This is a genomic window from Aeromonas sp. DNP9, from assembly GCF_001728955.1.
Taxonomy (GTDB): Bacteria; Pseudomonadota; Gammaproteobacteria; order Enterobacterales; family Aeromonadaceae; genus Aeromonas; species Aeromonas veronii.
This window is the reverse complement of the sequence record NZ_LYSQ01000016.1, coordinates 100,241-125,762: the sequence shown is the minus strand read 5'-3', so window position 1 is coordinate 125,762 and position 25,522 is coordinate 100,241. Positions and strand designations below refer to the sequence as shown.

Annotated in this window: 18 protein-coding genes; 6 read left to right on the top strand and 12 right to left on the bottom strand. The window is 60.9% G+C overall.

What is annotated here, in order from left to right:
• Window positions 1–27 precede the first annotated feature (27 nt).
• Window positions 28–1,545 (bottom strand): HD domain-containing phosphohydrolase, encoded by a 1,518-nt coding sequence (locus tag A9G06_RS12680; RefSeq protein ID WP_069555477.1) that lies wholly within the window; start codon window positions 1,543–1,545, stop codon window positions 28–30.
• A 324-nt stretch (window positions 1,546–1,869) separates the two neighbouring features.
• Here A9G06_RS12680 and A9G06_RS12675 point away from each other — a divergent pair, with 324 nt between their 5' ends.
• The 6 genes from A9G06_RS12675 to A9G06_RS12650 all read left to right on the top strand — a co-directional run bounded on the left by A9G06_RS12675 (window position 1,870) and on the right by A9G06_RS12650 (window position 8,895).
• Window positions 1,870–2,673: a siderophore-interacting protein gene (locus tag A9G06_RS12675; RefSeq protein ID WP_069555476.1), complete on the top strand. Its 804-nt coding sequence runs from the start codon at window positions 1,870–1,872 to the stop codon at window positions 2,671–2,673.
• 280 nt (window positions 2,674–2,953) lie between these two features.
• The gene (locus A9G06_RS12670; protein WP_069555482.1) at window positions 2,954–4,921 is read left to right on the top strand and encodes a TonB-dependent receptor; all 1,968 of its coding nucleotides are present in this window, start codon (window positions 2,954–2,956) and stop codon (window positions 4,919–4,921) included.
• 108 nt (window positions 4,922–5,029) lie between these two features.
• Complete coding sequence (locus A9G06_RS12665; RefSeq protein WP_069555475.1) at window positions 5,030–6,046, top strand: iron ABC transporter permease; 1,017 nt, start codon at window positions 5,030–5,032, stop codon at window positions 6,044–6,046.
• Between the two features lie 7 nt (window positions 6,047–6,053).
• Window positions 6,054–7,091 (top strand): iron chelate uptake ABC transporter family permease subunit, encoded by a 1,038-nt coding sequence (locus A9G06_RS12660; RefSeq protein WP_069555474.1) that lies wholly within the window; start codon window positions 6,054–6,056, stop codon window positions 7,089–7,091.
• Window positions 7,091–7,894, top strand: coding sequence for an ABC transporter ATP-binding protein (locus A9G06_RS12655; protein WP_069555473.1), 804 nt, complete (start codon window positions 7,091–7,093; stop codon window positions 7,892–7,894). The genes A9G06_RS12660 and A9G06_RS12655 overlap by 1 nt, the downstream gene beginning before the upstream one ends.
• An 83-nt stretch (window positions 7,895–7,977) precedes the next feature.
• Window positions 7,978–8,895, top strand: coding sequence for an iron-siderophore ABC transporter substrate-binding protein (locus A9G06_RS12650; RefSeq protein WP_069555472.1), 918 nt, complete (start codon window positions 7,978–7,980; stop codon window positions 8,893–8,895).
• A 119-nt stretch (window positions 8,896–9,014) separates the two neighbouring features.
• On the opposite strand, the gene A9G06_RS12645 is transcribed toward A9G06_RS12650, so the two are convergent.
• The 11 genes from A9G06_RS12645 to A9G06_RS12595 form a co-directional block, all read right to left on the bottom strand.
• Window positions 9,015–9,368 (bottom strand): copper-binding protein, encoded by a 354-nt coding sequence (locus tag A9G06_RS12645; protein WP_069555471.1) that lies wholly within the window; start codon window positions 9,366–9,368, stop codon window positions 9,015–9,017.
• A gap of 44 nt (window positions 9,369–9,412) precedes the next feature.
• Window positions 9,413–12,547: an efflux RND transporter permease subunit gene (locus tag A9G06_RS12640; RefSeq protein WP_069555470.1), complete on the bottom strand. Its 3,135-nt coding sequence runs from the start codon at window positions 12,545–12,547 to the stop codon at window positions 9,413–9,415.
• A 73-nt stretch (window positions 12,548–12,620) separates the two neighbouring features.
• The gene (locus A9G06_RS12635) at window positions 12,621–14,153 is read right to left on the bottom strand and encodes an efflux RND transporter periplasmic adaptor subunit (RefSeq protein WP_069555469.1); all 1,533 of its coding nucleotides are present in this window, start codon (window positions 14,151–14,153) and stop codon (window positions 12,621–12,623) included.
• A gap of 296 nt (window positions 14,154–14,449) precedes the next feature.
• Entirely contained in the window at window positions 14,450–14,950 is a 501-nt protein-coding gene (locus tag A9G06_RS12630) for a hypothetical protein (protein ID WP_083243788.1), read from the bottom strand.
• Window positions 14,951–15,007: 57 nt separating this feature from the next.
• The gene (locus A9G06_RS12625; protein WP_069555467.1) at window positions 15,008–15,760 is read right to left on the bottom strand and encodes an ABC transporter substrate-binding protein; all 753 of its coding nucleotides are present in this window, start codon (window positions 15,758–15,760) and stop codon (window positions 15,008–15,010) included.
• A gap of 116 nt (window positions 15,761–15,876) precedes the next feature.
• The gene (locus tag A9G06_RS12620) at window positions 15,877–18,987 is read right to left on the bottom strand and encodes an efflux RND transporter permease subunit (protein ID WP_069555466.1); all 3,111 of its coding nucleotides are present in this window, start codon (window positions 18,985–18,987) and stop codon (window positions 15,877–15,879) included.
• 9 nt (window positions 18,988–18,996) lie between these two features.
• The gene (locus tag A9G06_RS12615; protein ID WP_031227697.1) at window positions 18,997–20,196 is read right to left on the bottom strand and encodes an efflux RND transporter periplasmic adaptor subunit; all 1,200 of its coding nucleotides are present in this window, start codon (window positions 20,194–20,196) and stop codon (window positions 18,997–18,999) included.
• Between the two features lie 398 nt (window positions 20,197–20,594).
• Entirely contained in the window at window positions 20,595–21,401 is an 807-nt protein-coding gene (gene xthA / locus A9G06_RS12610; RefSeq protein WP_069555465.1) for an exodeoxyribonuclease III, read from the bottom strand.
• A 236-nt stretch (window positions 21,402–21,637) separates the two neighbouring features.
• Complete coding sequence (locus A9G06_RS12605) at window positions 21,638–22,600, bottom strand: ion channel (RefSeq protein ID WP_069555464.1); 963 nt, start codon at window positions 22,598–22,600, stop codon at window positions 21,638–21,640.
• Window positions 22,601–22,666: 66 nt separating this feature from the next.
• The gene (locus A9G06_RS12600) at window positions 22,667–24,313 is read right to left on the bottom strand and encodes a tetratricopeptide repeat-containing response regulator (protein WP_069555463.1); all 1,647 of its coding nucleotides are present in this window, start codon (window positions 24,311–24,313) and stop codon (window positions 22,667–22,669) included.
• Between the two features lie 159 nt (window positions 24,314–24,472).
• Window positions 24,473–25,519 carry an FAD:protein FMN transferase gene (locus A9G06_RS12595; protein ID WP_083243787.1) on the bottom strand — a complete coding sequence of 349 codons (1,047 nt, stop codon included), beginning with the start codon at window positions 25,517–25,519 and terminating at the stop codon, window positions 24,473–24,475.
• Between the last annotated feature and the right edge of the window lie 3 nt (window positions 25,520–25,522).

Below are 25,522 nucleotides of genomic sequence, written 5' to 3'. Positions count from 1 at the left end.
TAGACAATAAACAGAACAAGCCGACTATCAGTGTTCGCCGATATAGACATCTTTGTTCTGCTCGCGGATCTCGAGGAACTTGTCCAGATTGGCCATCATCAGCTCGACCAGCTGGGGGTCGAAATGCTGCCCCTTCTCCTCTTCAATCAGGGCCAGCACCTTGTCCAGCGGCCACGCCTTCTTGTAGCAGCGATCAGAACCCAGGGCATCGAACACGTCAGCCAGCGCCACAATCCGCCCCTCCAGCGGAATATCCGTCCCTTTCAGACCGCGGGGATAGCCACTGCCATTCCACTTCTCATGGTGGTTGCCAGCGATGGTGGCACCAATCTGAAACAGTGCCAGATCGCTACCGGAGAGCATATCCTGCCCGAGCTGGGCGTGGGTTTTCATGATCTCCCACTCTTCCGGTGTCAGCTTGCCCGGCTTGTGCAAGATGGCATCGGGAATACCCACCTTGCCAATGTCATGGAGCGGCGAGGCACGTTTCACCAGCTCGCTCTGCTCTTCGCTCATGCCCATCAGGTGGCAGAATTGTTCGGTATAGAGCGCGACTCGTTTGACGTGCAGTCCTGACTCTTTTGAACGGGTTTCGACCAGTTCGCCGATGCGATAGATGATCTCCCGCTGGTTGTCGGCGATCACCTCATTGAGCCGGATATTCTCCAGCGCCACTATGATGTTTTCGGTAAACAGCGTCAGCAGGCTGGTATCGATCTGGCTGAGCTGGCGGGTGGTTTCGATGTGGAACAGCAGGTGGTGGCGCGGATTCTGGCAGTAGAGCACCATCTGGGTGGCGTTATAGACGTTGCTGCGCTTGCTCATGGCCTGGCGCAGGATCTCCGGCGCTTCTGTGAGGAGCATGGCAGGATGGCCAGGGAGCAGGGGTTCCAATACTTGATCCTTCACCTCATAGGCGTATTGCTTGACGTCGTATATCTGGGTTTCCCCCAGATGGAGCAGGGCGCTGAGCTGCTCCTGGGCGCCTTCGACAAACTGGCGCAGGGCACGTTTCTCAAAGATCCCCTTGGAGGCTTCGATGACCTTTTCCAGCCCCTGACGGTTACTCTCCAGGGTGCGGATATCCCGATAGGATCGCAGGCTGGCCCGCAGCAGGGTGCGCAGCTTCTGGGAGGTGAGCTCGGTTTTATCCTTGTAGTCGTTGATGTCGTAGTTGGTGACCACGTCATCTTCCGGCGCCTGGCCGGGCTGGCCGGTACGCAACACGATGCGTACCATCTTGTTTTGCAGATCTTCACGGACGTATTTGACGACATCGAGGCCAGCGTGGTCGACCTCCATCACCACGTCCAGCAGCAACAGAGCAACGTCCGGGGTGATGGCCAGCAACTCTTTGGCCTGCGCCGCGGAATAGGCATGCAGAAAATCGATGGGGCGATTGTCAAACTCGAATTTGTTCAAGGTGATTTTGGTGATGCGATGCACTTCAGGCTCATCGTCAACAATCATCACCTTCCAGCCCGCTTGCTGTGCGTCGGGGAGGGAGAGATCGTCATCATCAATAATCAGGATCTGGTCATCCATCATACAATCCTGTTTGGCATCCTGTGCTTACATTAACTGCTTCACTAAGGATAGGAAACTTATTGGGAAATAAAATTTGATCTCAAAAAACTATGGTCGAAATAAGCAAATGGAACCCTTTGTGACGGTGGCGTTGTCCGGCTGCTTTCTTCGCCCAATCATGGAGCTAGCGTGCATAAAGCCTATTTCTGGATTGGAGTGTGTACGCCAGTGGTTGGAGATGTTTGAATCCAGCTTGTAGCGATTAGACGAGAAATAATCTTATTTGATAGTAATTCCTATTTGCGTGTAGCATGAGCGACACACTCAACGAGGAGCCTCATTGTGTCCCCATCTCTGCCTCCCAATCGTCCCCGTCTGCTGACTGTCAAAGCCATTACCCAGATCACCCCCCATTTGCGTCGCATCACCTTTGGTGGCAGCGAGTTGGCTGACTATCCCTTTACCTGCGGCGGGGCTCATATCAAGGTGATGCTGGCCCAGCCCCATCAGGTAGAGCCTGTGCTGCCTGCCATGACCCCGAACGGCCCGCGCTGGAGCAATCCTGCGGACAAGCCGGTGATCCGCACCTACACCATCCGCGCGTTTCGCCGTGATGAGCAGGAAATTGATATCGACTTCGTGCTGCACGGTGAAGGCGGGCCCGCCAGCGCCTTTGCCACCCATGCCAAGCCGGGAGAGAAGGTGATCCTTTCCGGGCCGGGTGGCCCCAACCCCATGCTGCAACCGGCCGATCACTACTGCCTGGTGGGGGATCTCACCGCCTTGCCCGCCATCATGGCGATGTGTGAGGTGATGCCTGCCGGGGCCAGAGGGGAAATTGCGATTCTGGTGCCGGATCAGGCCGATGCTCAACCGTTGACACTACCGGTCGGGGTTCGCTGTCACTGGTTTGTTGGCGAGCCCGAGTCCAGTGGCCTGCTGGAGCATGTGATTGCTCTGCCGCTGGTGCGCGATGGCGGCTTCTTCTGGCTGGGTGGGGAAGAGGCGCTGGTGCTGCCGCTGCGCCGCCATTTTCGTTCCGTGCTTGAGGTGGATCGCCAGTCGATCTACGCCGTGCCGTACTGGCGGCGGGGCAAGAGTGAAGAGGCCTATCACCAGACCCGTCACGATGTGATGGATAATTAAGCGGATACGAAAGAATACCTGATTCACGCTTGCAAATAAAAATGATTTGCATTTAGTATTGCGCCGTCCCGATGTCAGTCGGTACGGCGCTTTTGTTATTGATGGCTGCGCGTGGCATAGCACAACGCAGGGCCTGCCGTAATGCACTGATGTTCGGGGTGATGGGGCATGAACGAGACAGTTCATGCCAATGAACTCCATCACTTTGCACCGGGTCTGGCGAGGTCAGACAGGGATGTCGGTGGTGTTGGCCTTGGTTGTTTTATGTGGAGTGTTGATGATGCGTACATCATCCCGACGATTTGCAGTGCATCCGCTGGTGTTGTCCCTTTTTGCCCTGCCAGTTCTGGCCCAAGGGACTGCGCCTTCCGCCGCTCATGAAACTATGGTGGTGACGGCGAGTAAAACCCGGCACAGCGAGCTGACCGCCCCGGCCAGCGTCTCTGTGGTGACCCGGGCCGAGCTCGACAAGCTCAATGTCAATGATCTGACCGGCGCTCTGAAACAGTTGCCGGGGGTCAATATCAGCCCTGCGACCAGCTACGGCCGCAGCGAGATCAAGTTGCGCGGGCTGGAGGGGGATTACACCTTGTTGCTGGTCAATGGCCGGCGTATCAGCTCCCGCGATGCTCTTACCTCCGGTTATGGCAATGATTTCGATCTCTCCGCCATCCCCATGGCGGCCATCGAGCGTATCGAAGTGATCCGTGGCCCTATCTCCTCCCTCTACGGTGCCGATGCGCTGGGTGGGGTGGTCAATGTCATCTTGCGCCAACCCGGGGAGAAGACCGAAGCGGCGGCCACCTATACCTTCAGTGACCCCACCGACGGTCATGGCGGGGATATCAACAAGGCGAGCGCCTATGTGGGCGGGGCACTGATCGACAACAAACTGCTGGCCAACCTGGTGGTGGAAGGGAACCACAGAGATGCCTGGCAGAGCGAGCAGAGCATCAACCCCAAGGCTGATGCCATCGAGCAGCGTGAAAAGCTGGGGATCCTCTCCAACGTCAAATGGCTGATTGACGATCGTCAGGATCTGGATGTGGGGATGAACTACGCCAAAGACGATCGGGAGGCCCACTGGAACAACTACGGCCAGACGCCGCGCAATATCCAGCAGATGGAGCGACTGGGACTCAACGCCACCCACGTCGGCCGTTGGGATAAGTTCGACAGCCGGGTTGGCTATGCCTTCGAGCAGGTTGATCTCTTTGATGACTCCGAACTGATGACGGCGCTGAGCAAGACCAGCGGCGATGTGAGCCAGACCAACCACACCTTCGATGGCCAGCTGAGCGGTAATCTGGGCAGCCACCTGCTGACCAGCGGTGCTGAGTACCGCATCACCGAACTCAAGCATAACGTCAACCTCAAGGGGGGCGATGTCAGCGTCAACCAGAGCGCGCTCTATCTGCAGGATGAGTTTGGCTTTGGCGATCTGGCGTTGACCCTGAGCGGCCGGGTCGATCACCACGAGACCTATGGCACCGAGTTCAGCCCCCGTGGGTATGCCCTCTACAGCCTGACTGACAACTGGGTGGTCAAGGGCGGCATTGGCAAGGCGTTCAAGGCGCCGACCATTGCCCAGTCCAACCCGGATTATGCGGTAGCCGCCTGTCGCGGTCGCTGCGCCGTGGTGGGCAACCCGGATCTGAAGCCGGAAACCGCCGTCAGCTATGAGCTGGGCACCGCCTATGATGGGTCGTTCTGGGGCGCCGGGGTTACCGCCTTCCACAACGATATCAAGGACAAGATCCAGAGCGAGGCATGGACCGCCACCTGGCGTCCGGCGGTGATGACCTATCAGAACGTCAGCAAGGCCCGCATCAAGGGGGTAGAGCTGAGTGGCTGGTTTGATATCACCGATAACCTGACCCTCTCCAGCAACGTCACCCTGATCGACGGGGAGGACAAGACCAGCGGCAAGGATCTCTATCGGACGCCGGAGCATACCGCCAACGCCAAGCTGGAGTGGCAAGTCATCGAGAGCCTGAGTACCCAGCTCGGCTGGAACTACACCGGCAGCCAGATCCTCCCGGTTCCGCGCATGAGCGGCACCACCTATGAGACCACCGCCGGATTCCACACCCTGGATATCGGGGCAGTCTGGAACGCCACCCGGGCACTGGATCTGAAGTTCGGGCTCAACAACCTGACCAATACCAAGCGTGACTGGGTTGCCACCGAGGCCGATCAGATCCTCGACGGGCGCACTGTCTATGCCGGTGTGGCCTACAAGCTGTAATGGCTGAGCGGAGCCCGCACTGGCGGGCTTCCGTTGTTGCCACGGTATCACCTCGGATGACGGCTTTTGTGTCAACAAGATGGCATTGCAATCATAAGGAGTTAAAGGGTGTTTAGAGACCAGACCTCGCTGTTCTGGCTGGGATTATTCCTCCTGTTCATACTGCTTTCTCTCTCGCTCGCCACCGGTGCGGGTGTTTATGGTGCCCGCGAGGTGTTCGGCTACCTGATGGGTGACGCGCCTTGGGCGAGTGACGAGAAGCTTGCCATGGTGCTCAATACCTTGCGACTGCCGCGCACCCTCTGTGCCATGGTGGTCGGCGCCTCTTTATCTCTGGCTGCCTCCTTGTTGCAGAGTGCGACCCGCAATCCGCTGGCGGAGCCCGGTCTGCTGGGGGTCAACGCCGGGGCCGTCTTTGCGCTGGTGGTGGGGCTCACCTGGTTCGGGGTGGAGTCCGCCTACGGCTATTTGCTCTGGGCCGGACTCGGCGCGCTGCTGGGTAACGTGATTGTGCTGGTGCTTGGCATGATGATTGGCCGCTCCAACCCCCTCAAGCTCATTCTGGTCGGGGTGGCGCTCTCCGCTACCTTCGGCGGTCTCTCCAGCTTTCTGCTGCTCTCCAACAAGATGGTGCTGGAGCAGTACCGCTTCTGGAACCTCGGCTCCCTGTCGGCGGCCAATCTCGATGCCATCATAGCCGTGCTGCCCTTCGTGCTGGTGGCGTTTGTCATCACCTTGCTGCTCTGTCGCCAGCTGACCCTGATGCAGATGGGGGACAGTCAGGCCCAGGCGCTCGGGATCCGCCCCAACCGGGTGCGAATTGGCGTGCTGCTTGCCGCCACCCTGTTTACCGCCAGTGCCATCGCCATCGCCGGTCCCATCGGCTTTGTCGGCTTTCTGGCCGCCTATTGTGGCCGACTGGTGGAGCCGGTGAAGCTGTCGGTGCAGGTCTGTTTCTCCGCCCTGTTCGGCATGCTGTTTCTGCTGTTGGCCGATATTCTGGCGCGTTGGCTGATCCAGCCGTTCGAGCTGCCCAACGGGGTCATTCTGGCCCTGATTGGCGCGCCTGTACTGATCGCCATCGTCCATCGCGGGGGCTTTCGTACCCTGCTGACTGTCAAGTGAGGGGCTGATGCGTACACCTACCGATATGCTCTGCCTGCGGGCCGGCAACCGCTCTTTGCTGATCCATCTGCCAAGCTGGCGCTGGCTGGCGCTGCTCGCAATGGCGCTGCTGGCGCTGGCTCTGCTGGCCCTGAGCGTTGGCGGCGGCAAGCTCGGTTTTGCCGGGGTGGTCAACACCCTGCTGGGGGAGGGGACGCGGCTTGAGCAGCTCACCCTGTTCAAGATCCGGCTGCCGCGCATCCTTGGGGTCGTGGTGGCGGGAGCGGCCATGGGGCTCTCGGGCTGTCTGGTGCAAACTCTGGTTCGCAATCGGCTGGCTACCCCCGATATGGTGGGGGTCAACAACGGCGCATCCCTTGCCATCATTGTCTTCTCCCTCTACCTGACCGTGGGCAGCTGGCCCTGGTGGACAGCCCCCATCGGCGCCATCTTCGCGGCGCTGGTGCTCTATGCACTTTGCCGCAAACCGGGTGAGCAGGGCTATCTGGTCGTGGTGATCGGCATCGGCCTCTCCGAGCTGTTCGAGGCGCTCGGCCAGTTCGTGATGTCCACCCAGGCCCTGCTGCACCTGAGCTCCCTCTATCTGTGGAACATGGGCAGCTTTATCGCCGTGGGGTACAGCACCATCACCCCCATCGCCATCCTGTTGCTGCTGCTCTGCCCCTGGATCGTCTATCTCTCCCGCTCACTGGCGGTGCTGCGCTTTGGCCCCGAGATGGCCAGAGGGCTTGGCGTCAACGGCGATCGGGTGCAGCTGGGCATTCTGGCCCAAGCCATTCTGGTGGCAGCGCTCGGCACCGCCATCGGCGGCCCCGTGGTCTTTATCGCCATGGCGGCCCCCATTCTTGCCTCCTGGCTGGTGAAAGACCGGGTAGTGCCGCTCTGGCTGGCGGCACTCAGCGGCGCCCTGCTGCTGCTTGCCAGCGATACCCTGGTCCGGGTGCTGGCCAGCCCCCATGAGGTGGCGACCGGCATCATGACCCGCATTCTCGGCGGCCTGTTGCTGCTGTTTCTTCTCGTTAACGATCGCCAGAGGGCTGACTGATGACGCTCACCGTAAATCGTCTCCATTTTGCCTATCAGCAGACCCCCATTTTGCGGGACATCTCCTTCAGCGTGCCGAGAGGCAAGCTGGTGGGGATCGTCGGCCCCAACGGCTGCGGCAAATCGACCCTGCTCAAGCTGCTATCCGGCCAGATGAAAGCCCAACGCGGCGAGATCCTGCTCAAGGGCAAGCCGCTCGCCAGCTACCACATGAAGGGGTTGGCGCGGGAGCTCGCCTATCTACCCCAGCGGCCGACCCTGCCTGCCGGCATTCTGGTGGAGCAGCTGGTGCAGTATGGCCGCCACCCCCATCAGGGCTGGTTCAATCAGTGGGGCGAGGAGGATGCCCGTATGGTGCGCAGCGCCTGCGAGCGAATGCAGCTTGAGGGGATCTGGCAGCAGAGCGCTGCGTCCCTCTCCGGCGGGCAGGCGCAGCGGGTGTGGCTGGCGATGATCTTGGCGCAGGACAGCGACATGGTGCTGCTCGACGAGCCCACCAGTGCTCTCGATATTGGCCACCAGACCGAGGTGATGGAGGCAATCCACCGCATCACCGCCGAGGGCAAAACCGTGCTGCTGGTGATCCACGATTTGGCAATGGCGGCCCGCTACTGTGACGAGCTGATCGCCATCGGCGAGGGGACCATTGCCGCCATGGGCCCGGCCCGGGAGGTGGTGACCAAATCCCTGATCGACCGGCTCTATCAGACCAGTGTCGATATTCTGCATGCCCCCGGCGATGGGGCGCCCATTATCGTGCCCCGTCGCCACGAACATGGCCGTTCCCTGCGTTCGGCGGGTTGAGTCATATGGGCCTGCTCTGTGGGCCCGCCGAGTGTATCCTCGCGGCCGATTATCCGGGCCGCGCAACGAGAAGGAGTGAGATGATGAAGTGTTTTGCCGCCCTGGCAGCAGCCATCCTGATGCTGGCCGCGCCGCTGGTTCAGGCACAGGAGATGCGTGAAGTAACCGATGCGTTTGGCCAGAAGGTGCAGGTGCCAGTCCAGCCCAAACGGGTGGTGGTGCTGAGCGAGCTTGAACTCGACAGCACCCTGACTCTGGGGCTGACCCCCATCGGCGCCGTCAATGGCCGTGGCCAACCTACCTTGCCCCGCTACTTGCTGAACAAGGCGGGCATGGGGATCCAGGTGATCGGCGATCTCGACAGCCCCAATCTGGAGTCGCTGATTGCGCTGGAGCCCGACCTTATCCTGACTGGCCAGACCCGTCCAGAGCTGCTGACCTTGCTGGGGGAGATCGCGCCGACCGTGGTGACCAGCAAGTGGGGGGAACCGTGGCAGGATAGCTTCCGCCGCACCGCTCATACCCTCAACCGCGACCAGCAAGCTGATACTTTCTTGCTGCAGTATGCCGAGCGGTTGACTCAGGCTCGCAGCAAGCTTGCCAAACACCAAGGGGAGAGCATCAGCATAGTACGCTGGAACCCCAAGGGGCCAAGCTTTATGTATCAGGGCACCTTTGCCAGCAGCGTAGTGGAGTCGATGGGGCTGGTACGCCCAGGCAAGCAGCAGGGGACTGGCGCCCCTCACTCGCCGCCCCTAAGTCTTGAGTCCCTCAATCTGCTGGATGCCGACTGGCTGGTGGTCGGTACCCTGAGCGCCACCGGTGATGCGGTGGATGCCATGCGTCAGGCGGAGCAGACCCCGGCGTTCCAGCAACTGCCGGTGATCAAGGCCAAGCGCTTTGGCGCCGTGGACGGGTCGCTCTGGACCTCCAGCGGCGGCCCGCAGGCGGCCCTCAAGGTGATCGAGGATGTGGAGCAGTTGCTGGCAACTCGCAGCTGAGTGCCATCGCGTGCCAGAGGTTGACCACATGAACAGGTTGACCAAAAGAAGAGGGAGGCTGATGCCTCCCTCTTGCGTTGTCACTGTCTATCGTGACCTCTTCGGCGAGCCAGAGCCGTTTATTGCGGCTGGATGGCGGTCACTGTGAGCTTGCCGCTCTGGCTTTCGGCATGAAAGTGGATGGCATCCCCCACCTTGAGCCCTTTGAGCTGGGCCGGATCTGCCACTCGAAAGACCATGGTCATGGCGGGCATCTTGAGATTCTCGATCGCCTCGTGCTTGATGCCGAGCTTGCCGCTCCCCTCATCGAGGCGGGTAATGACCCCCTTGGTCATCACCATTGCGCCCTGTTCGCTCATCTCACCCGTCTGGCTCATATTGTGCCCTTCATGGTGCATCATCTCTTCGGCTTGCAGGTTGGTCTGGGTGGCAAGGCCAAGCAGCAATGTCAGGGTCAGCGTTTTGTAGTTCATGATGGTTTCCTCATCGCTCAGTCAATATGGATCGTGAAATCGGGTTATTCAGATTGTGGGTTCGCGCCCTTGCCAAGGCTGCGACTGCGCCACAGGTAATAAGCCGCGGGCAGCACCAAGAGGGTCAGCACCAGCGCGCTTACCATGCCGCCAATCATGGGGGCGGCGATGCGCTGCATCACCTCGGAGCCGGTGCCATGGCTCCACATGAACATGATGGGCAACAGGCCGGCGATGATGGTCACCACCGTCATCATCTTGGGGCGCAGGCGCAGGGCTGCGCCCTGGATCACCGCCCGATGCAGACCCGCCTTGTCCGGCTTGCCGCTGGCCACGAGGTCATCCCAGGCGTGGTTGAGGTAGACCAGCATCAGGACGCCGGTCTCCACCGCTACCCCGGCCAGAGCGATAAAGCCCACCCCGACCGCCACCGAGAGGTTGAAATCCAGCAGCCAGAGTGTCCAGATCCCGCCCACCACCGCCAGCGGCAAGGTGGTGAGAATGAGTAGTACCTCCTGAACGCGGCGAAACGCCAGATAGAGCAGCAGCACGATAATGGCGACGGTGAGTGGCACCACGTAGGCGAGGCGCGCCTTGGCCCGCTCCATGTATTCGTATTGGCCGGACCAGGTGAGGGCGTAGCCCGCCGGCAGCACCAGCTGCTTGCCCACCTCGGCCTTGGCCTCATCGACGAACGAGCCGATATCGCGGCCGCGAATATCGACGTAGACCCAGCCGTTGAGACGCGCATTTTCACTGCGCAGCATGGGGGCCTCGTCGCTGATGTAGACCCGGGCCACGTCCGCCAGCGCGATGCGCGCGCCACTCGGGGTGACCACCGGCAGCAGCTCGAGGCTCGCCACCGAATCGCGATAGCTCTGGGGATAGCGCAGGTTGATGGGGTAACGCTCGCGCCCCTCGATGGTCTGGCCCACCTCCATGCCGCCCACTGCGGTGGCGAGCACCGCCTGTACGTCGGCAATGTTGAGGCCATAGCGGGCCGCTTTCAGCCGGTCGATATCCACCTTGACGTAACGGCCGCCCGCCACCCGCTCGGCGTAGACGGAGGCAGCCCCCTCCACCTTGCCGACGATCTGCTCCAGCTGCTGGCCAAGTTGTTGGATCACCTTGAGATCCGGCCCCGCTATCTTGATGCCGACCGGGGTCTTGATGCCGGTGGCCAGCATGTCGATGCGGGTCTTGATGGGGGGCACCCAGGCGTTGGTGAGGCCGGGGAAACGGATGAGAGAGTCGAGCTCCTCTTTCAGCTTCTCCGGGGTCATGCCGGGGCGCCACTGATCGCGGGGCTTGAGCTGGATGCTGGTCTCCATCATCACCAGATCTGCGGGGTCGGTGGCCGATTCGGCGCGCCCCGCCTTGCCAAACACGTTCTGCACCTCGGGCACGGTGCGAATGAGCTTGTCGGTTTGCTGCAAAATCTCCCGCGCCTTGCCCACCGAGATATTGGCCGCGGTGGTGGGCATATACATGATATCCCCCTCATCGAGCGGCGGTATGAACTCGGAGCCCAGATACTTGAGCGGCCAGAAGCCCGCCACCGTCACCACGGCGGCGACAGCCAGAGTGGTTTTCGGACGGGCCAAGACGGCTTTGAGCAGTGGCACATAGCCCTGGCTTAGCCAGCGGTTGAGCGGGTTGGCTTGCTCCGCCAGCACCTTGCCACGGATGAAGTAGCCCATGATCACCGGCACCAGCGTGATGGCGAGCCCGGCCGCCGCTGCCATGGCGTAGGTCTTGGTGTAGGCGAGGGGGTGGAACATCCGCCCCTCCTGCGCCTCCAGCGCGAACACCGGCAGGAAGCTGATGGTGATGATCAGCAGGGAGAAGAAGATGGCGGGCCCCACCTCTATGCTTGCCTCGGTGATGATGCGCCAGCGGTTCTTGTCGGTGAGCGCCTCCCGTTCCATGTGTTTGTGGACGTTCTCGATCATCACGATGGCGCCATCCACCATGGCGCCGATGGCGATGGCGATGCCCCCCAGCGACATGATGTTGGCGTTGATCCCCTGCAGGTGCATGACGATAAAGGCGGTCAGGATGGCGATGGGCAAGGAGATGACCACCACCAGCGACGAGCGCAGGTGGAACAGGAAGGCGAGGCAGACCAGCACCACCACCGCGAACTCCTCCACCAGCTTGCCGGAGAGGTTGTCGATGGCGCGCTGGATAAGGTCGGAGCGATCGTAGACGGTGACGATCTCTACTCCTTCCGGCAGGCTGCTCTTCAGCTGGGCGAGCCGCGCCTTGACCCCGTCTATGGTGTGCTGGGCATTCTCGCCATAGCGCATGACGATAATGCCGCCCACAACTTCCCCTTCGCCGTTGAGCTCGGCCAGACCGCGCCGGCTCTGGGGGCCGGTGACTACATCCGCCACGTCACCCAACAGCAGCGGGGCGCCGCGCACATTGGTGCCGAGCGGGATCTGCTTCAGATCCTCGATGCTTTTCAGATAGCCGTTGGAGCGCACCATGTACTCCGCTTCCGCCATCTCGATGACGGAGGCGCCGGTCTCCTGATTGCCCTGCTTGATGGCGGTCTCGATAAGGGAGAGCGGGATGCCGTAGGCGCGCAGTTTGTCCGGATCGACCCGCACCTGATACTGGCGCACCATGCCGCCCACGGTGGCGACCTCGGAGACCCCCTCCACCGTCTGCAGCTCGTACTTGAGGAACCAGTTCTGCAGGGAGGTGAGCTCGCTGAGGTCATGCTTGCCGGTTCTGTCCACCAGTGCGTACTGATAGACCCAGCCCACCCCGGTTGCATCGGGGCCGAGCTGGGGTCGGGCTGAGGCGGGCAGGTTGGGGGCGACCTGACTCAAATACTCCAGCACCCGGGCGCGGGCCCAGTAGAGGTCGGTGTTGTCGTCAAACAGCACATAGACGAAGGAGTCGCCGAAGAAGGAGTAGCCGCGCACCGTGGTGGCCCCCGGCACCGCCAGCATGGCGGTGGTGAGCGGGTAGGTGACCTGATCCTCAACTACTTGGGGCGCCTGGCCCGGATAGGCCGTCTTGATGATCACCTGCACGTCGGAGAGATCCGGCAGGGCGTCCACCGGGGTCTGTTTGACCGACCAGAGCCCCCAGGCGGTGAGCATGAGGGTCAATAGCAGCACCAGAAAGCGGTTGCCGATGGACCAGCGAATAATCGACGGGATCATGATTGAACTCCTTTCTCGCCAAGTACAGAGAGCGGAGAGCGGTTGCCTGCCAGGCAGCGAATGATGGAAGGGATCATGACTTCTTCTCCACCTCGGGCATCGCCATCTGATGCTGGCTATGGTTCATGCCTTCCATATTCTCCATCTCATCCGTTGCTGGCTTGGCTGTGGCGCCGCTTGTCGGCGCTTGCTCCTGATGGATGGTGGTGATGCGGTACTCATCCCCCTCCTGCATCACTTGCAGATGCAGGGTCTGCCCTTCGGTGAGCTTGATCATATCGACCCCGTCGGCGACGGCGAACTCCATCTCCATGGCGGGCCACTGCCACTCGGGGATGGGCTGGTGGGAGACCATCAGGGTACGGTTGGCCAGATCGATACTTTCAACCTCGCCCTGAGTCCACACCTGGGCGGGGCGCACCGCCGTCATACGCTGGAAGTCGGAATCGATGGCCGATTCGGAGTCGAGCAGGAACTGGGCAGAGCTGACGATGTTATCCCCAGCCTCTACCCCTGCCTTGATGGCGAGCTTGTCGCCAAACTGGGGGCCCAGAGTGACGGCCACCGACTTGAAGCTGCCATCCCCCAGCGCCAGCACCAGCCTGTCCTGACTGCCGGTGCGGATCACCGCTTCGCTCGGCACCACCAATTGCGGCTCTCCCTTGCCCGCCTGAATCGTCACCTTGGCGAACATATTGGGTTTCAGGAACTCGTCCGGGTTGGCAAAGCGCAGCCGCACCTTGAGGGTGCGGGTGGCGGCATCCAGGGTCGGGTAGAGGTAATCGACCCGGCCCTGCCAGTGGCGGCCGGGGGCATAGTCGAGGGTCATGGTGACCGGATCGCCCACCTTCAGCTGGGCCGCCTGGCGCTCGAACACCTCGGCACTCACCCATACCTGCTTGAGGGTGCTGATGTTAAAGAGCGCGGCGGCGGGCTCCACATACTGGCCCTCGCGTACCTTCAGCTCGGAGACATAACCGCTGCTCGGGGCATAGATGCGCACCGTCTCCTGCACCTGGCGGCTGCGCTTGAGGGCCGCTATCTGATCCGCCGGCACCTGCAGGGATTTGAGCTTGCCCTCGGCGGCACGCAGCAGCAGGGGGTTGGCGGTATTGAGGGCGAGCAGATACTCGTGCTGGGCGTTGACCAGATCCGGGGCGTAGAGCTCGTAAATCAGGCTTCCCTTGCTCACCTGTTGCCCCTCGCTCTTGATGGCGAGGGTGCGGATCCAGCCCGCCATGCGGGCGTTGACGGCTTCCAGCTTGTCCTCGTCATAGCCGACGTAGCCCACCGTCTCGATCTGCTGGTGGATGGGGAGCTTCTCCACCTTGGCGAGCCGCACCCCCAGGTTCTGCTGGATCTCTGGGCTGATGGTGACGGTGCCCGGTGAGCCGCCCTGTTTTTCCTCATAGACGGGGATAAAGTCCATCCCCATGTTGTCCTTGGCGGGGGCATCGCGCTTGTCGCGCGGATCCATGGGGTTGACCCAGTAGAGAGGCGTCTTCTCTTTGGCGCTTGCACCATCGGAGGTCTGTTTGGCGGCCCAGTAGCCGCCACCGGCGCCAAGGGCGAGCAGCAGGGCCGACATCAGGATGATCTTGTTCATGACTGGCCTCCGGCGCGGGTCTGCATGCAGAAAGTGCAGGAGGATAAGGCGCCCGCGAAGGCAGCAACCTTGGACGGTGAAAAGTGGGCTGGTGACATAATACGTCTTCTCTTTTGCAGGCCGCCGGTCGGGTGAGGTGCAAGGCATCACCAAAGGGGCTGGCGGCAAACGGGGCGCAGCTGTATCAGTGCGCACGGCTCCCTGTGAGCGGACCAGTTTGGCCGAGGCACAGGGTCAGGCAAGGCGGCAGAGAACGGGCAAGTTGAAGCTTGCCTGTGCCGCAAGAGAAGGACTTTCTAGTGGCGTAACACCGACAGCATCAGGTGTCGGCGTGGCCAGGAGGGGGGATGGGAACCACGGGATCGCAGGAAGGGATCCCGCAACCAGTTATCAAGCAGTGACGCTGCGAAGTTGCTGCCAAGCAGCAGGGGGAAGATCAGCAGGGCGACCAGTATACCCAGCAGCGCCATCGCGCCGAAGGAGAGAGCATTGACGCCGGTCTGCATCTGGCACTCATCGCCCATGGCTGACCCCTCGTCCCCCTGATGGCAGGAGAGGGTCATGCCATCGCCCGGGTGACCCATGGTGGCCATCGCATGAGAGATCTCGCCATCTGCCATCGCCATGGATGAATCGAACATCACCATCGACTGGGCGCTGCTTGGGGTCGGCTCGGAGGAGAGGGGAGAACCATGCCAGCTGATGCAGAGAGTCAGATTGCACACGAGCAGCAGCGCCAGCAATAGCTGGGCCAAAGCAACGCAGGGCAATCTTGCAGCAAGCTGGGTGAGTGACAATCCGGGCATCCTTACGGGGTAAGTTGCCCAACTCTAAACCTTGCTCGCAGGAGAAGGTCAAGGCTTCTGCTGGCGCTGCTGTTGCAGGTAGAGGTCACTGTATTTCTCCAGCAGCTGATCTATCCACTGCCTCATGCCCGGCGCTTGCAGCATGGGTTCCAGCTGTTCGAGGGTGCCAAGATGGGGGGATTGCAGTGAAACAGAAATATAGAGCTCACCGCGCTGCAGTGGCCACTGCAGATCAGCCATTCCGCTGCTCGGGTAATTTTCGCTCAAAAACAGGCGGCCTGAAGAGCGGCCATAGGGAACGAAGTCGACCCGGTCACTGGCCAGCAAGCCAAATACCTGCTTGAGGGAGTTGACCCTGTAGATACGGGTATTCGCTTGCAAAAAATCATCCATTTCGCTGCCAAGGCTGACGCCTATCATCATGGCTCCCCGCAGTCCGGTCAGATCCTCCCGTCGCTGCAGCAAGCGGCTGCCGGGTTGGCGTACGAACACCGCCATATCATTGATGGCCATGGGTGTTCGGGTAAAGCGGGAGTAGTGTGCTCTCTCTTCGTTGCGCAGCGCACAGATATTGATGTCGACCTCTCCTTTTGCCACTTTCTGCTGACAGCGGGCCCAGGGGCCCACATAGGAGAGATCCACATTCAAACCCAACCGTTGATAGAGGGTACTGACGACTTCGGCACAAACGCCGATGATCTTGCCATCGCTCAGCCAGTTCCAGGGGGGATAATCGTGATGACCACAAGCGGAGAGGGTTGTGGTCGTCAAGGTCGTCGCGAGCCAGAGCTGAGCCAGCATATCCGGATCCTGTGAAAAAAAGTCTCGATGTGTGTCATTGAAGCACACCGCAGATGAAAAAATACCCCCGCACGAGCGGGGGTAGTTTGTTATCGGTGGAACGCCTAGGTAGAGCGTTACTGCCTGGCGCGCTTTTCCGATCCTCTCATGATGAGGCGGAAGAAGAGCGGGATAAAGAAGATGGCGATAAAGGTGGCCGCCAGCATGCCGCCGATGACCGGCCAGCCGAGGGCGTGACGGCTTGCCGCACCGGCCCCGCTGGAGGTGACCAACGGCACACAGCCGAGGATGAAGGCGAGCGAGGTCATCACGATGGGACGGAAACGCAGGCGCGCCGCCTCCAGTGCCGACTCGATGAGGCTCATCCCCTCTTCGTGCTTCATCACCGCGAACTCCACGATCAGGATGGCGTTCTTGGCGGCAAGGCCGACCAGGGTCACCAGCCCGATCTGGAAGTAGACGTTGTTGGTCAGCCCCACCAGCCAGGTGGCGAGCAGGGCGCCAAACAGGGCGAACGGTACCGCGGTGATCACCGCAAACGGCAGGCTCCAGCGTTCATACTGGGCAGCCAGAATGAGGAAGATCATCACGATACCGAAACCAAAGGCCATGCCTGCACTGCCTGCGGCCGCTTTCTCCTGATAGGCGGAGCCGGTCCACTCCAGCTTGGCGTCGTTGCCCAGAGCTTCATTAGCAACCTCTTCCAGCGCGGCGATGGCTTGACCCGAGCTGTAGCCAGGGGCGGGCTGGGCCATGATCTTGGCGGCCTGGAAGATGTTGAAGCGTTCGACCAGTTCGGGGCCGGTGGCATCACGCACCGTCACCAGACTGCTGAGCGGGATCATCTCCCCCTTGTCGGAGCGGACATAGACGTTGCGGATGTCGCTCTTCTTGGCGCGATAGTCTGCCTCGGACTGCAACTGCACCCGGTAGGTACGGCCGAACTGGTTGAAGTCGTTGACATAGACCTGGCCGAAGGTGGCCTGCATGGTGTCGAACACCGCGTTGATGGGCAGTCCCAGCGCCTTGGCCTTTTCGCGATCCAGGTCCAGATAGACCTGCGGCACGTTGGCGCGGTAGGTGCTGGTGACGCTGGCAAACTCCGGGCGCGCCTTGGCCGCTTCGAGGAAGCGCTGCACTTCGCCGGAGAAGGCCTGGGCGTTGCCGGTGCCACGGTTTTGCAGATAGGCCTCAAGGCCACCTGTGGTGGACATCCCCTGAATGGGAGGCGGGTTGAAGGAGGCGACAAAGCCATCCGCCAGCCCCATCAGGCTCAAGCCCTGGAAGGTCTTGGCCAGCGAGAAGGAGTCCTGTCCGGCCCCCTGACGCTCACTCCAGTCCTTCAGGGTAATGAAGGTCATGCCGCTGTTGCTGATGATGGCATTGGAGAGAATGTCAAAGCCCGAGAAGGTGATCACATCCTTCACATGGGGGTTGGCCATGGCGATCTTGTCGAACTGATCCGCCACCGCCTGGGTCCGGCTCATCGCGGCGGCATCCGGCAGCATGACGGCGGAGATGAGGTAGCCCTGATCTTCGTTCGGTACCAGTTCGCCCGGCACTTTCAGGAAGAGGCCGTAGATGGAGAGGATCAGTACGGCGATGATGGCAAAGGCGACCCCCACCCGACGGTTCAGGAAGGCCACACCTCGTACATAGCCGCGGGTCAGCTGGTCAAATTTTTCGTTGAACCAGACGAAGAAGCGGGCCGGTTTGTGGTGTCCCTCTTTCAGCAACACGGCGCACAAGGCCGGAGAGAGAGTCAGAGCCACCAGACCGGAGATGGCGACCGAGACCGCGACCGTGATGGCGAACTGCTTGTACATCACCCCTGTCATGCCGCCCATAAAGGCGACTGGCAGGAACACGGCGCAGAGTACCAGCACGATGGCGACCACCGGACCGGAGACCTCCTGCATGGCGAGGATGGCAGCCTCTTTGGGGGAGCACTTCTTCTCGCTCATGATCCGCTCGACGTTCTCGAGCACCACGATGGCGTCATCCACCACGATACCGATGGCAAGCACCATGCCGAACAGGGTCAGCAGGTTGATGGAGAAACCGAGCACCAGCATGCCGGCGAAGGTCCCGATGAGCGACACCGGCACCGCGATACAGGGGATCAGGGTGGCGCGGAAGTTCTGCAGGAACAGATAGACCACCACGAACACCAGCACGATCGCCTCGAACAGGGTGTGTACCACCTCTTCGATGGAGATCTTCACGAACTCGGTGGTGTCGTAGGGGATCTGGTACTCGATATCCTGCGGGAAGCGCTCCTTGAGTCGCTCCATGGTGGCGTGTACCGCATCGGCGACCGCGACGGCGTTGGCGCCCGGCTGCAGATAGGTGGCAATACCGATGGCCGGTTTGCCGTTGGCGCGGGCGACCAGATCATAATCCTTGCCCCCCAGCTCGACCCGGGCGACATCGCGGACCCGGATCTTGGAGCCATCGGGCATGGAGCGGACGATGATGTTCTGGAACTCCTTCACATCCTCAAGGCGCCCTTTGGTCTGCACCGTGTAGGTGAAGTCGATGGGGGCCGTGGTGGGCTGGGCACCGATCTTGCCTGCCGCGAACTGGGTGTTCTGCTCGCGAATGGCGCCAATCACGTCGCTCGGGGTGAGCTCGAGCTGGGCCAGTCGATCCGGCCGCAGCCAGATACGCATGGCGTAGTCGGTACCGCCAAACAAGGTGGTATCACCGATGCCGGGAATCCGCTTGAGCTCGTCGATAATGTTGAGCAGGGCGTAGTTCGACAGATAGGTGGTATCAAACGAGCCGTTCGGTGACTGGAGGGTGACCACCTGCAGGATGGAGGTCGATTTCTTCTTGACCGTCACTCCCTGCTTTTTCACCTCTTCCGGCAGCTGAGCCATGGCGGCCGAGACCCGGTTGTTGACGTTGATGGTGGCCTGATCCGGATCGGTGCCGATCTCGAAGTAGACGTTGAGGTTCATCTGGCCGTTGGAGGCCGACCCCGACTGCATGTAGATCATCCGCTCGACGCCGTTGATCTGCTGCTCCAGCGGCGCAGCCACGGTCTGGGAGATCACCTCCGGGGTGGCGCCCGGATAAAACGCCGTGACCGAGACCACCGGCGGGGTGATCTGGGGATATTGCTCGATGGGGAGCGCACGCATCGCCGCCAACCCGCCCAGCACGATAATGATCGAAATCACGCTGGCGAAGATGGGGCGTTCTATGAAGAACTTGGAAAACATACGGGCTCCTTACTTGGCCGCAGACTGGCTGACCACCTTGCCGGTGATCGCCTTCATCTCGTCGGCAGAGACAGGTTTCACCACGGCGCCGGGGCGAGCCTTCATCAAGCCTTCGACGATATAGCGCTCACCAGCCTGCAGGCCGCTCTCGATCAGCACGCCGGAGTCGACTGCCGCGCCCAGGGTCACCGGACGGGGCACTACCTTGTTGTCGGCATCGACCACCATCACCATGCGGTCAGCCTGGGACTGGACGATGGCGCGCGGCGGCACCACGATGGCGTTTTTGCGGGTGCCCAGATCGATGGTCATACGGACAAACTGGCCTGGCAGCAGTACGCCGTCCTTGTTGTCGAAGATGGCGCGGGCACGGATGGTGCCGGTCTGCGGATCGACCCGGTTGTCGGAGAAGTTGAGCTTGCCCGCCTCCGGGTAGAGGGAGCCATCGGCCAGACGGATATGGGTGCGCCAGGTGGTGGCATCCTTCGCCTCAATCACCCCTTTCTTTACCGAGTTTTCGAAGTTGAGACGATCCTGCTCCGAGTAGGAGAAGTTGACGTAGAGCGGATCAAACTGGGTGATGGTAGTGAGCAGGCCGTTGTCGCCGCTGGTGGAGATAAGGCTCCCCTCGGACTGGGAGCTCTTGCTCGCCATGCCGTTGATGGGGGCGGTCACCTGGGTGTAGCTGAGGTTGAGCTCCGCCTCTTTCACCTTGGCCTGAGCGGCCTGATGGCTTGCGATGGCCGCCTCGTAGTTGGCGATGGTGTCGTCATAGTCCTTGCGACTCACCACCTGACGTTTGAAGAGGGGAATGATGCGATCCCGATCGGCACGGGCCTTGTTGAGACGGGCCTGCTCCTGAGCCAAAGTCCCTTTGGCCTGCTCCAGCGCCACCTTGTAGGGCTCAGGGTCAATCAGAAACAGCTCCTGACCGGCGGTAACCGGCTGGCCTTCCACATAAGTGCGCTTGAGTAGGATGCCACTGACCCGGGAGCGCACATCAATCTCGCGAAAACCGGCGGTCTCTCCCACCATCTCGGTGGTGAGCGGCACATCGGTCAGCTTGACCTCGGCGACCACCACAGGGACGGCGGGCATGGTCTGTGCCGTCTGGGTCGTCTCGCCGCCACAGGCACTCAGACCGCTGATCAGCGCCAGGGTCAGCAAGCTGCGTTTGTAAACCTCTCTTCCGGCATTGGACACCTTCATCATCACACTCCTGTTGGATCGATTTCGGCTGCTGCGTTCAGCATGTTTCTCCATACACATCATTAACTTCATGATTAAAAAAACAACTTCTTTATGATTGGAATGGGAGATGATAGGGCGGCAACCTTGAACACAACCTTCCCAAAGTGGCAATTAGGGTTGCCGATTGACGAAAAAAGTCTGACTTTTCCGATTTGGGCGGGGGGGCTTCGGGGATGTTCATCCCGGGCCCGGGCTCTTCGTAACCGTATCACGCCAGCCACTCCTTGCTGCAAAAAATAAGGTGCCATAAGGCACCTTGTCTGGATGGGTTTTTTACGCCCTTTTATCGCAGGCAACCGCGAGCCGCTTCACAGTTTACGAATTCGTCGTGGCTCATCGGTTAATCTTGCGCCGTGTCAGGCGAAGCAGGCCCAGATGGGGGCGTGGTCGGAGGGTTTCTCGATGCCGCGCAGCTCGTAGTCGATACCAGTCTCGGTCACGCTGTCCTTGAGGGCGTCGGAGACCATGATGAGGTCGATGCGCAGGCCGCGGTTCTCGTCAAAGCCCTTGGAGCGGTAGTCAAACCAGGAGAAACGCTCGCACTCGGTGGGATTGGCGGCGCGGAAGGTGTCGGTGAGGCCAAACCCTTTCAGTCGCTCCATCCATTCGCGCTCGATGGGCAGGAAGGAGCATTTGCCATCCCGCAGCCAGCGTTTGCGGTTCGCCTCGCCGATGCCGATGTCGAGATCGGTGGGGGAGATATTCATATCCCCGATCAGCACCAGCTGGTCGTCCGGGGTGTGGTTGGTTTCGAGGTAGTGCTGCAGATCCTCGTAGAACTTCTGCTTGGCCGGGAACTTGGTCTCGTGATCCTGACTTTCACCCTGCGGGAAGTAGCCATTCATCACCTTGATGAGAGAGCCGTCTTCGCGCTCGAAGGTGGCCATGATCATCCGGCGCTGGGCCTCTTCGTCATCGGTGGGGAAGCCTTTCTCCACCTTGACTGGCTTCTGCTTGCTCATGATGGCGACCCCGTAGTGGGCCTTCTGGCCGTGAAACTCCACGTGATAGCCCATGGCCTCCACATCGGCCAGCGGGAATGCTTCATCGTGCACCTTGATCTCCTGCAGGCCGATCACATCGGGCTGGTGCTTGTCGATGATGGCTTGCAGTTGGTGCAGACGGGCGCGCAGGCCGTTGATATTGAAAGAGATGATCTTCATGTCCGGGATGCTCATGTCATTTTTATAAGTGGCTATTGGACTAGGAATCGGCGGTGGATGCAAGTTTGGGGGCTATGACTGGCGTAGCTGCTCGGTAACCTGTTCATGAGCTGTCGCGAGAGGCTGTCAGCAAGGTGAAGCGCAGCGCAGGAACCGGAGCGTATAGATATACGTGAGGATTCCGAGCAGCACATGAGCCTTGATCACGGCCTCGCAGCAAGATCGTGGGCAGGTTGTCAGCGGGTCATCTTCTTGACGAATACCACCACAAACAGCGCCAGCGTAAAGCTGCCGGTGAAGGCCTCGAAGGCGGCGAAGATCCTGGAGAGCCCGACCGGAGTGAAGTCGCCGTACCCCAACGTGGTGAAGGTGACCACGCTGTAGTAGAGGCATTCGAGCAGGAAGATGGCATTTTGCTCGAGCGGGGCACCGGGCTGGTAGATGAGGTGCTCGCCCTGAAAATGCAGTCCGCAGAAGAAGTAAAAAATGCTGCAGATAAAGATGAGCAGCAACGAGAAGAGCACCACCCGCATCGGGGCCTCGCCATAGCCGCAGAAGAGATCGACCACCCAGGAGGTGAAGCGCTGGGTCGACCAGAACGGCAGTTGCAGGCGGCGCATGGTGAGCTCCTGCTGGATATAGTTGCCGGACATGGTGAAAATCCCCTGTGCCTCGGAGGCTTTGCGCAGATCCCGGTAGGTCTCTTCCGCCTCCTTGAACCAGATGCGCGCCTGTTTGGGATCCCGTTCGCGGCGCCCCTTGCGATCCTGCATCACCCGTTTGCCGGTCTGCATGTTGTCGAGCCGGGTGTTGTGCCAGCGGATGCCAAGCAGGTTGACGTCATCGAGGGTAGCGCACTGGAGATTGGCATCACTCAGATCAGCCTTCATCAGGCTGCCGCCCTTCATGCGCAGGCCGTAGAGGTGACCACCGCGCAGGTTGGCGCGATAGAGGTTGCACTGCTCCAGCAAAAATCCCTGATCGGACTCCTTGTTGACCAGATTGAGACCCGCCAGATTGGCCCGTGACAGCTGCAGGCCGTGGCAGAGTCCGCCTGCGCGAACGTACTGTTCAAGCGCCTCGGCGCTGCGGGCTTCCTGATGGGTATGGTGGGGATCATGCCAGTGGCAGAGATCGTGCTCGCCAGCCTCTTCACTGCAGTGGCGGCCATCGGCCACCAGATAACGACACATCGCCATCTTCGTTTCCCTCGCATTGCCGAACTGGTTTCAGCATAGGCGGGGAAAAGGGGGCGTGGCGGCGTCTTAGCTGAACTGGTTGAACTCCTGACGCAGCTTGCGAAAACGCTCCTGCTGGGCCGGGTTGAGGGGAATGCCGTCGAGCACGTCCAGGGTCTCTTTGCACTCGGCACCAAATTCCGAACTCTTGCGGTTTTTCTGCATCAGTTGCAGCAGCACCTGGATCTTGTTGAGGGCGGCACCGGTATTGGCGGGGGCGCGGCGCAGGGCCTCGCGAAAATGGCCGAGGGCCTGCTCCAGCTCGCCGCTCTGATAGGCCTTGATCCCCAGATCGTTGAGCTGCTGGTAGCGCTGACGCCGCTCCAGCACCGTCTTGTCATCGCGGGTTGCCTGAATGCAGGTGGTGAGCAGCCGATCTTCGTCCTCCGCCAGCAGCCCTTGCAGGCTTTCGGCATATTCAAACTCGCCGAGCTGGTAGAGGGCAAGGATGGTCTCGCCAAGCAGGGCGGGGGGCATGGTGGCCGGTTCATCGAGCCAGTTCTGATTGGCGCGATAGAGCATCTTCTTGCCCTTGAGCAACTCACCCAGCGCAATCTGCACCCGGGCCTGACAGATCTGCTCGAACACCGGGTAGTTGAACTCCGACATCATCAACGAGTCGCGGATGCGCGACAGGGCGGAATTGACCTGCTTTTGCAGGTTGGCGATGTGGTAGCTGTCGTTGCTGTTGAGGGCGTAGAGGGTCAGGGTCTGGATATAGGCCCCCAGATAGTGGGGGGTGCGATGGATCGAGTTGCGCGACAGGTCGATCAGCGACATCAGCACATCCTTGGCCTGGGCGTAGTCGTGGCGCTGCAGGCACACCTCTGCCAGTCGTCGGGAGAGTTGCACCGACTGGGGGGAGATATCCACCGCCCGTCTGAGCTCCTGCTGCGCCTGCTCGTCATTGCCAAGGGCCAGCAGGGATTCTGCCAGCCAGAGGTGAGCCTCCACCATCAGCGGGGTATTTTTGAGGGTCGCCTGCAGATGGCTGACCGCCTCTTCGTGGAGCCCCAGGGTGTTGCACGCCTTGCCCAGCGTCAGGCGGGCCCAGCTGTTCTCCTGCCCGGCCAGCAGCTGGCGCATTAAAGAGCGCGCCTCCTGCGCCTGACCCAGCTTGAGGTGGGTATCGGCCTGCAGGCAGCGGCAGTAGTTGGCAAAACGGGGCACCGCATCGGCCCGCTCGGCACAGGCGGTAATGAGGGCTGCCAGATTGTCATCGGCTAGCGCGGTAAAGACGCTGGCCAGGGCGTTGCGCCGGGCGAGGGCACGCTTCAAGCGAAACGAGAACTGCTCCTGAGAGAAGGGCTTCATCAGGTATTCGTCGGGCTCGGCTTCCAGCGCGCTTAGTACCATGGCGCGGGAGCTGTCGCCACTCACCATGATCACCACGCTCTGGGGCGGGATCAGATCTTTGTCGCGCAGGCTCTCGAGCAACTGGCGGCCATTCTCGCCAACCCCGAGATCGTAATCGATGAGATAGATGTCGAAACTGCCTTTCTGGCAGCGGCGCCGCGCATCCTCGGCGGTATTGGAGTAGGTGATGTTGCTGATACCCAGATTGAGCAGCATCGCCTTCATCATCACCTGAAACGAGCGTTGCTCATTGACCATCAGAATGCGTTGTGGCTTGGCTGTGCTCTTTTTTTCTGGCTCTTGTTCAGGTGTCTGCATCTGTCTGGGTCGAGGCGCTACGGGCTGATGGGAGAAAGTGTGCCACCAAAGCGCCCGAAGAGGCAATTGGCCAAATTGTCGATTGCGAACCATCTCCGTTTGTCCGCCTTTTGCCCGCGATGAGTGAAAGAAAAAGGCCCTGTTGCCAGGGCCTTGAACTCACCGTTTTTTCTCTGCCAGATAGGGAGCAAATTGCGGCGTGTACTCGGCCTTGAACCCCTGTTCGGTCTTGATGATGAGATAGACCGCCAGCTGGTGCTGTTTGGCAAATGCCATCCCCGCTTCAGGCCCCATCACCATCAGCGCGGTATCGAGGGCATCGGCCTCCAGTGCGGTCGGGGTGATGACGCTGGCGGAGACCAGCTTGTGGGTGACCGGCTGGCCGGTGGCGGGGTCGATGATATGGGAGTAACGCTGGCCATCCAGCTCGTAGTAGTTGCGATAGCTGCCCGCGGTGCTGAGCGCCATGCCGTTGGGGATGACGATATCGGAAAACGCCCCCGGCTGATCGGAGGGTTCGACGATGGCCACTTTCCATGGCGAGCTCTTGCTGTTGTTGCCCTTGCTACGCACCGCACCGGCCACTTCGATCAGGTAGTTGTGTACCCCCTTGCCTTCGAGCAGGGCGGCAATCTCGTCAGAGGCGGCCCCCTCGCCAAGGGTGGAGAGGTCGAGATAGAGATCCGGGATCGTTTTTTCGAGCAGGAAGTGATCCCCTTGCGGGGTCAGGGTCAGCTTGTCGATCCCTACCTTGTGGCGGGCGGCGGCGATGGCTTCCTCATCGGGCCGCTTGACCGGCCGTTTGTCCGGGCCAAAGCCCCACAGATTGACCAGAGGCCCCACGGTCACATCCAGCTTGCCGTCGGTCAGCTTACCGGCATCAATCCCCTGCTGGACTATGATGGCCATGGCGGGCGGGATGGCAAACGGGGTGTTGGCGGGCCCCTGATTGAAACGGGAGATGAGCGAACCCGGATCGTAGGTGGAGATCTCTTTGTTCATCCGGGCTAGCAAACTTTCTACGTCACTTTTGAGGGCGGGCTCCCCACCGGGATAACTATCGCTCAGGGTCACCACATAGTAGGTGCCCATGGTCTTGCCCTGAATACGGGTCTGGGCAGGCGGGGTGGGCTGGCAGCCGGCCAGCGCCAGCAGCAGGGTCAGCAGCAGGCCGCGCATGGCCGCCACGGGGGTTATCGCAATCATCCG

Coding starts and splice junctions, on each gene's coding strand:
- A9G06_RS12650 (WP_069555472.1), top strand. CDS start 7,978: ATGAAGTGTTTTGCCGCCCTGGCAGCAGCCATCCTGATGCTGGCCGCG.
- A9G06_RS12645 (WP_069555471.1), bottom strand. CDS start 9,368: ATGAACTACAAAACGCTGACCCTGACATTGCTGCTTGGCCTTGCCACC.
- A9G06_RS12620 (WP_069555466.1), bottom strand. CDS start 18,987: ATGTTTTCCAAGTTCTTCATAGAACGCCCCATCTTCGCCAGCGTGATT.
- A9G06_RS12625 (WP_069555467.1), bottom strand. CDS start 15,760: ATGCTGGCTCAGCTCTGGCTCGCGACGACCTTGACGACCACAACCCTC.
- A9G06_RS12605 (WP_069555464.1), bottom strand. CDS start 22,600: ATGGCGATGTGTCGTTATCTGGTGGCCGATGGCCGCCACTGCAGTGAA.
- A9G06_RS12635 (WP_069555469.1), bottom strand. CDS start 14,153: ATGAACAAGATCATCCTGATGTCGGCCCTGCTGCTCGCCCTTGGCGCC.
- A9G06_RS12600 (WP_069555463.1), bottom strand. CDS start 24,313: ATGCAGACACCTGAACAAGAGCCAGAAAAAAAGAGCACAGCCAAGCCA.
- A9G06_RS12595 (WP_083243787.1), bottom strand. CDS start 25,519: ATGATTGCGATAACCCCCGTGGCGGCCATGCGCGGCCTGCTGCTGACC.
- A9G06_RS12655 (WP_069555473.1), top strand. CDS start 7,091: ATGACGCTCACCGTAAATCGTCTCCATTTTGCCTATCAGCAGACCCCC.
- A9G06_RS12660 (WP_069555474.1), top strand. CDS start 6,054: ATGCGTACACCTACCGATATGCTCTGCCTGCGGGCCGGCAACCGCTCT.
- A9G06_RS12640 (WP_069555470.1), bottom strand. CDS start 12,547: ATGATCCCGTCGATTATTCGCTGGTCCATCGGCAACCGCTTTCTGGTG.
- A9G06_RS12680 (WP_069555477.1), bottom strand. CDS start 1,545: ATGGATGACCAGATCCTGATTATTGATGATGACGATCTCTCCCTCCCC.
- xthA (WP_069555465.1), bottom strand. CDS start 21,401: ATGAAGATCATCTCTTTCAATATCAACGGCCTGCGCGCCCGTCTGCAC.
- A9G06_RS12615 (WP_031227697.1), bottom strand. CDS start 20,196: ATGAAGGTGTCCAATGCCGGAAGAGAGGTTTACAAACGCAGCTTGCTG.
- A9G06_RS12670 (WP_069555482.1), top strand. CDS start 2,954: ATGCGTACATCATCCCGACGATTTGCAGTGCATCCGCTGGTGTTGTCC.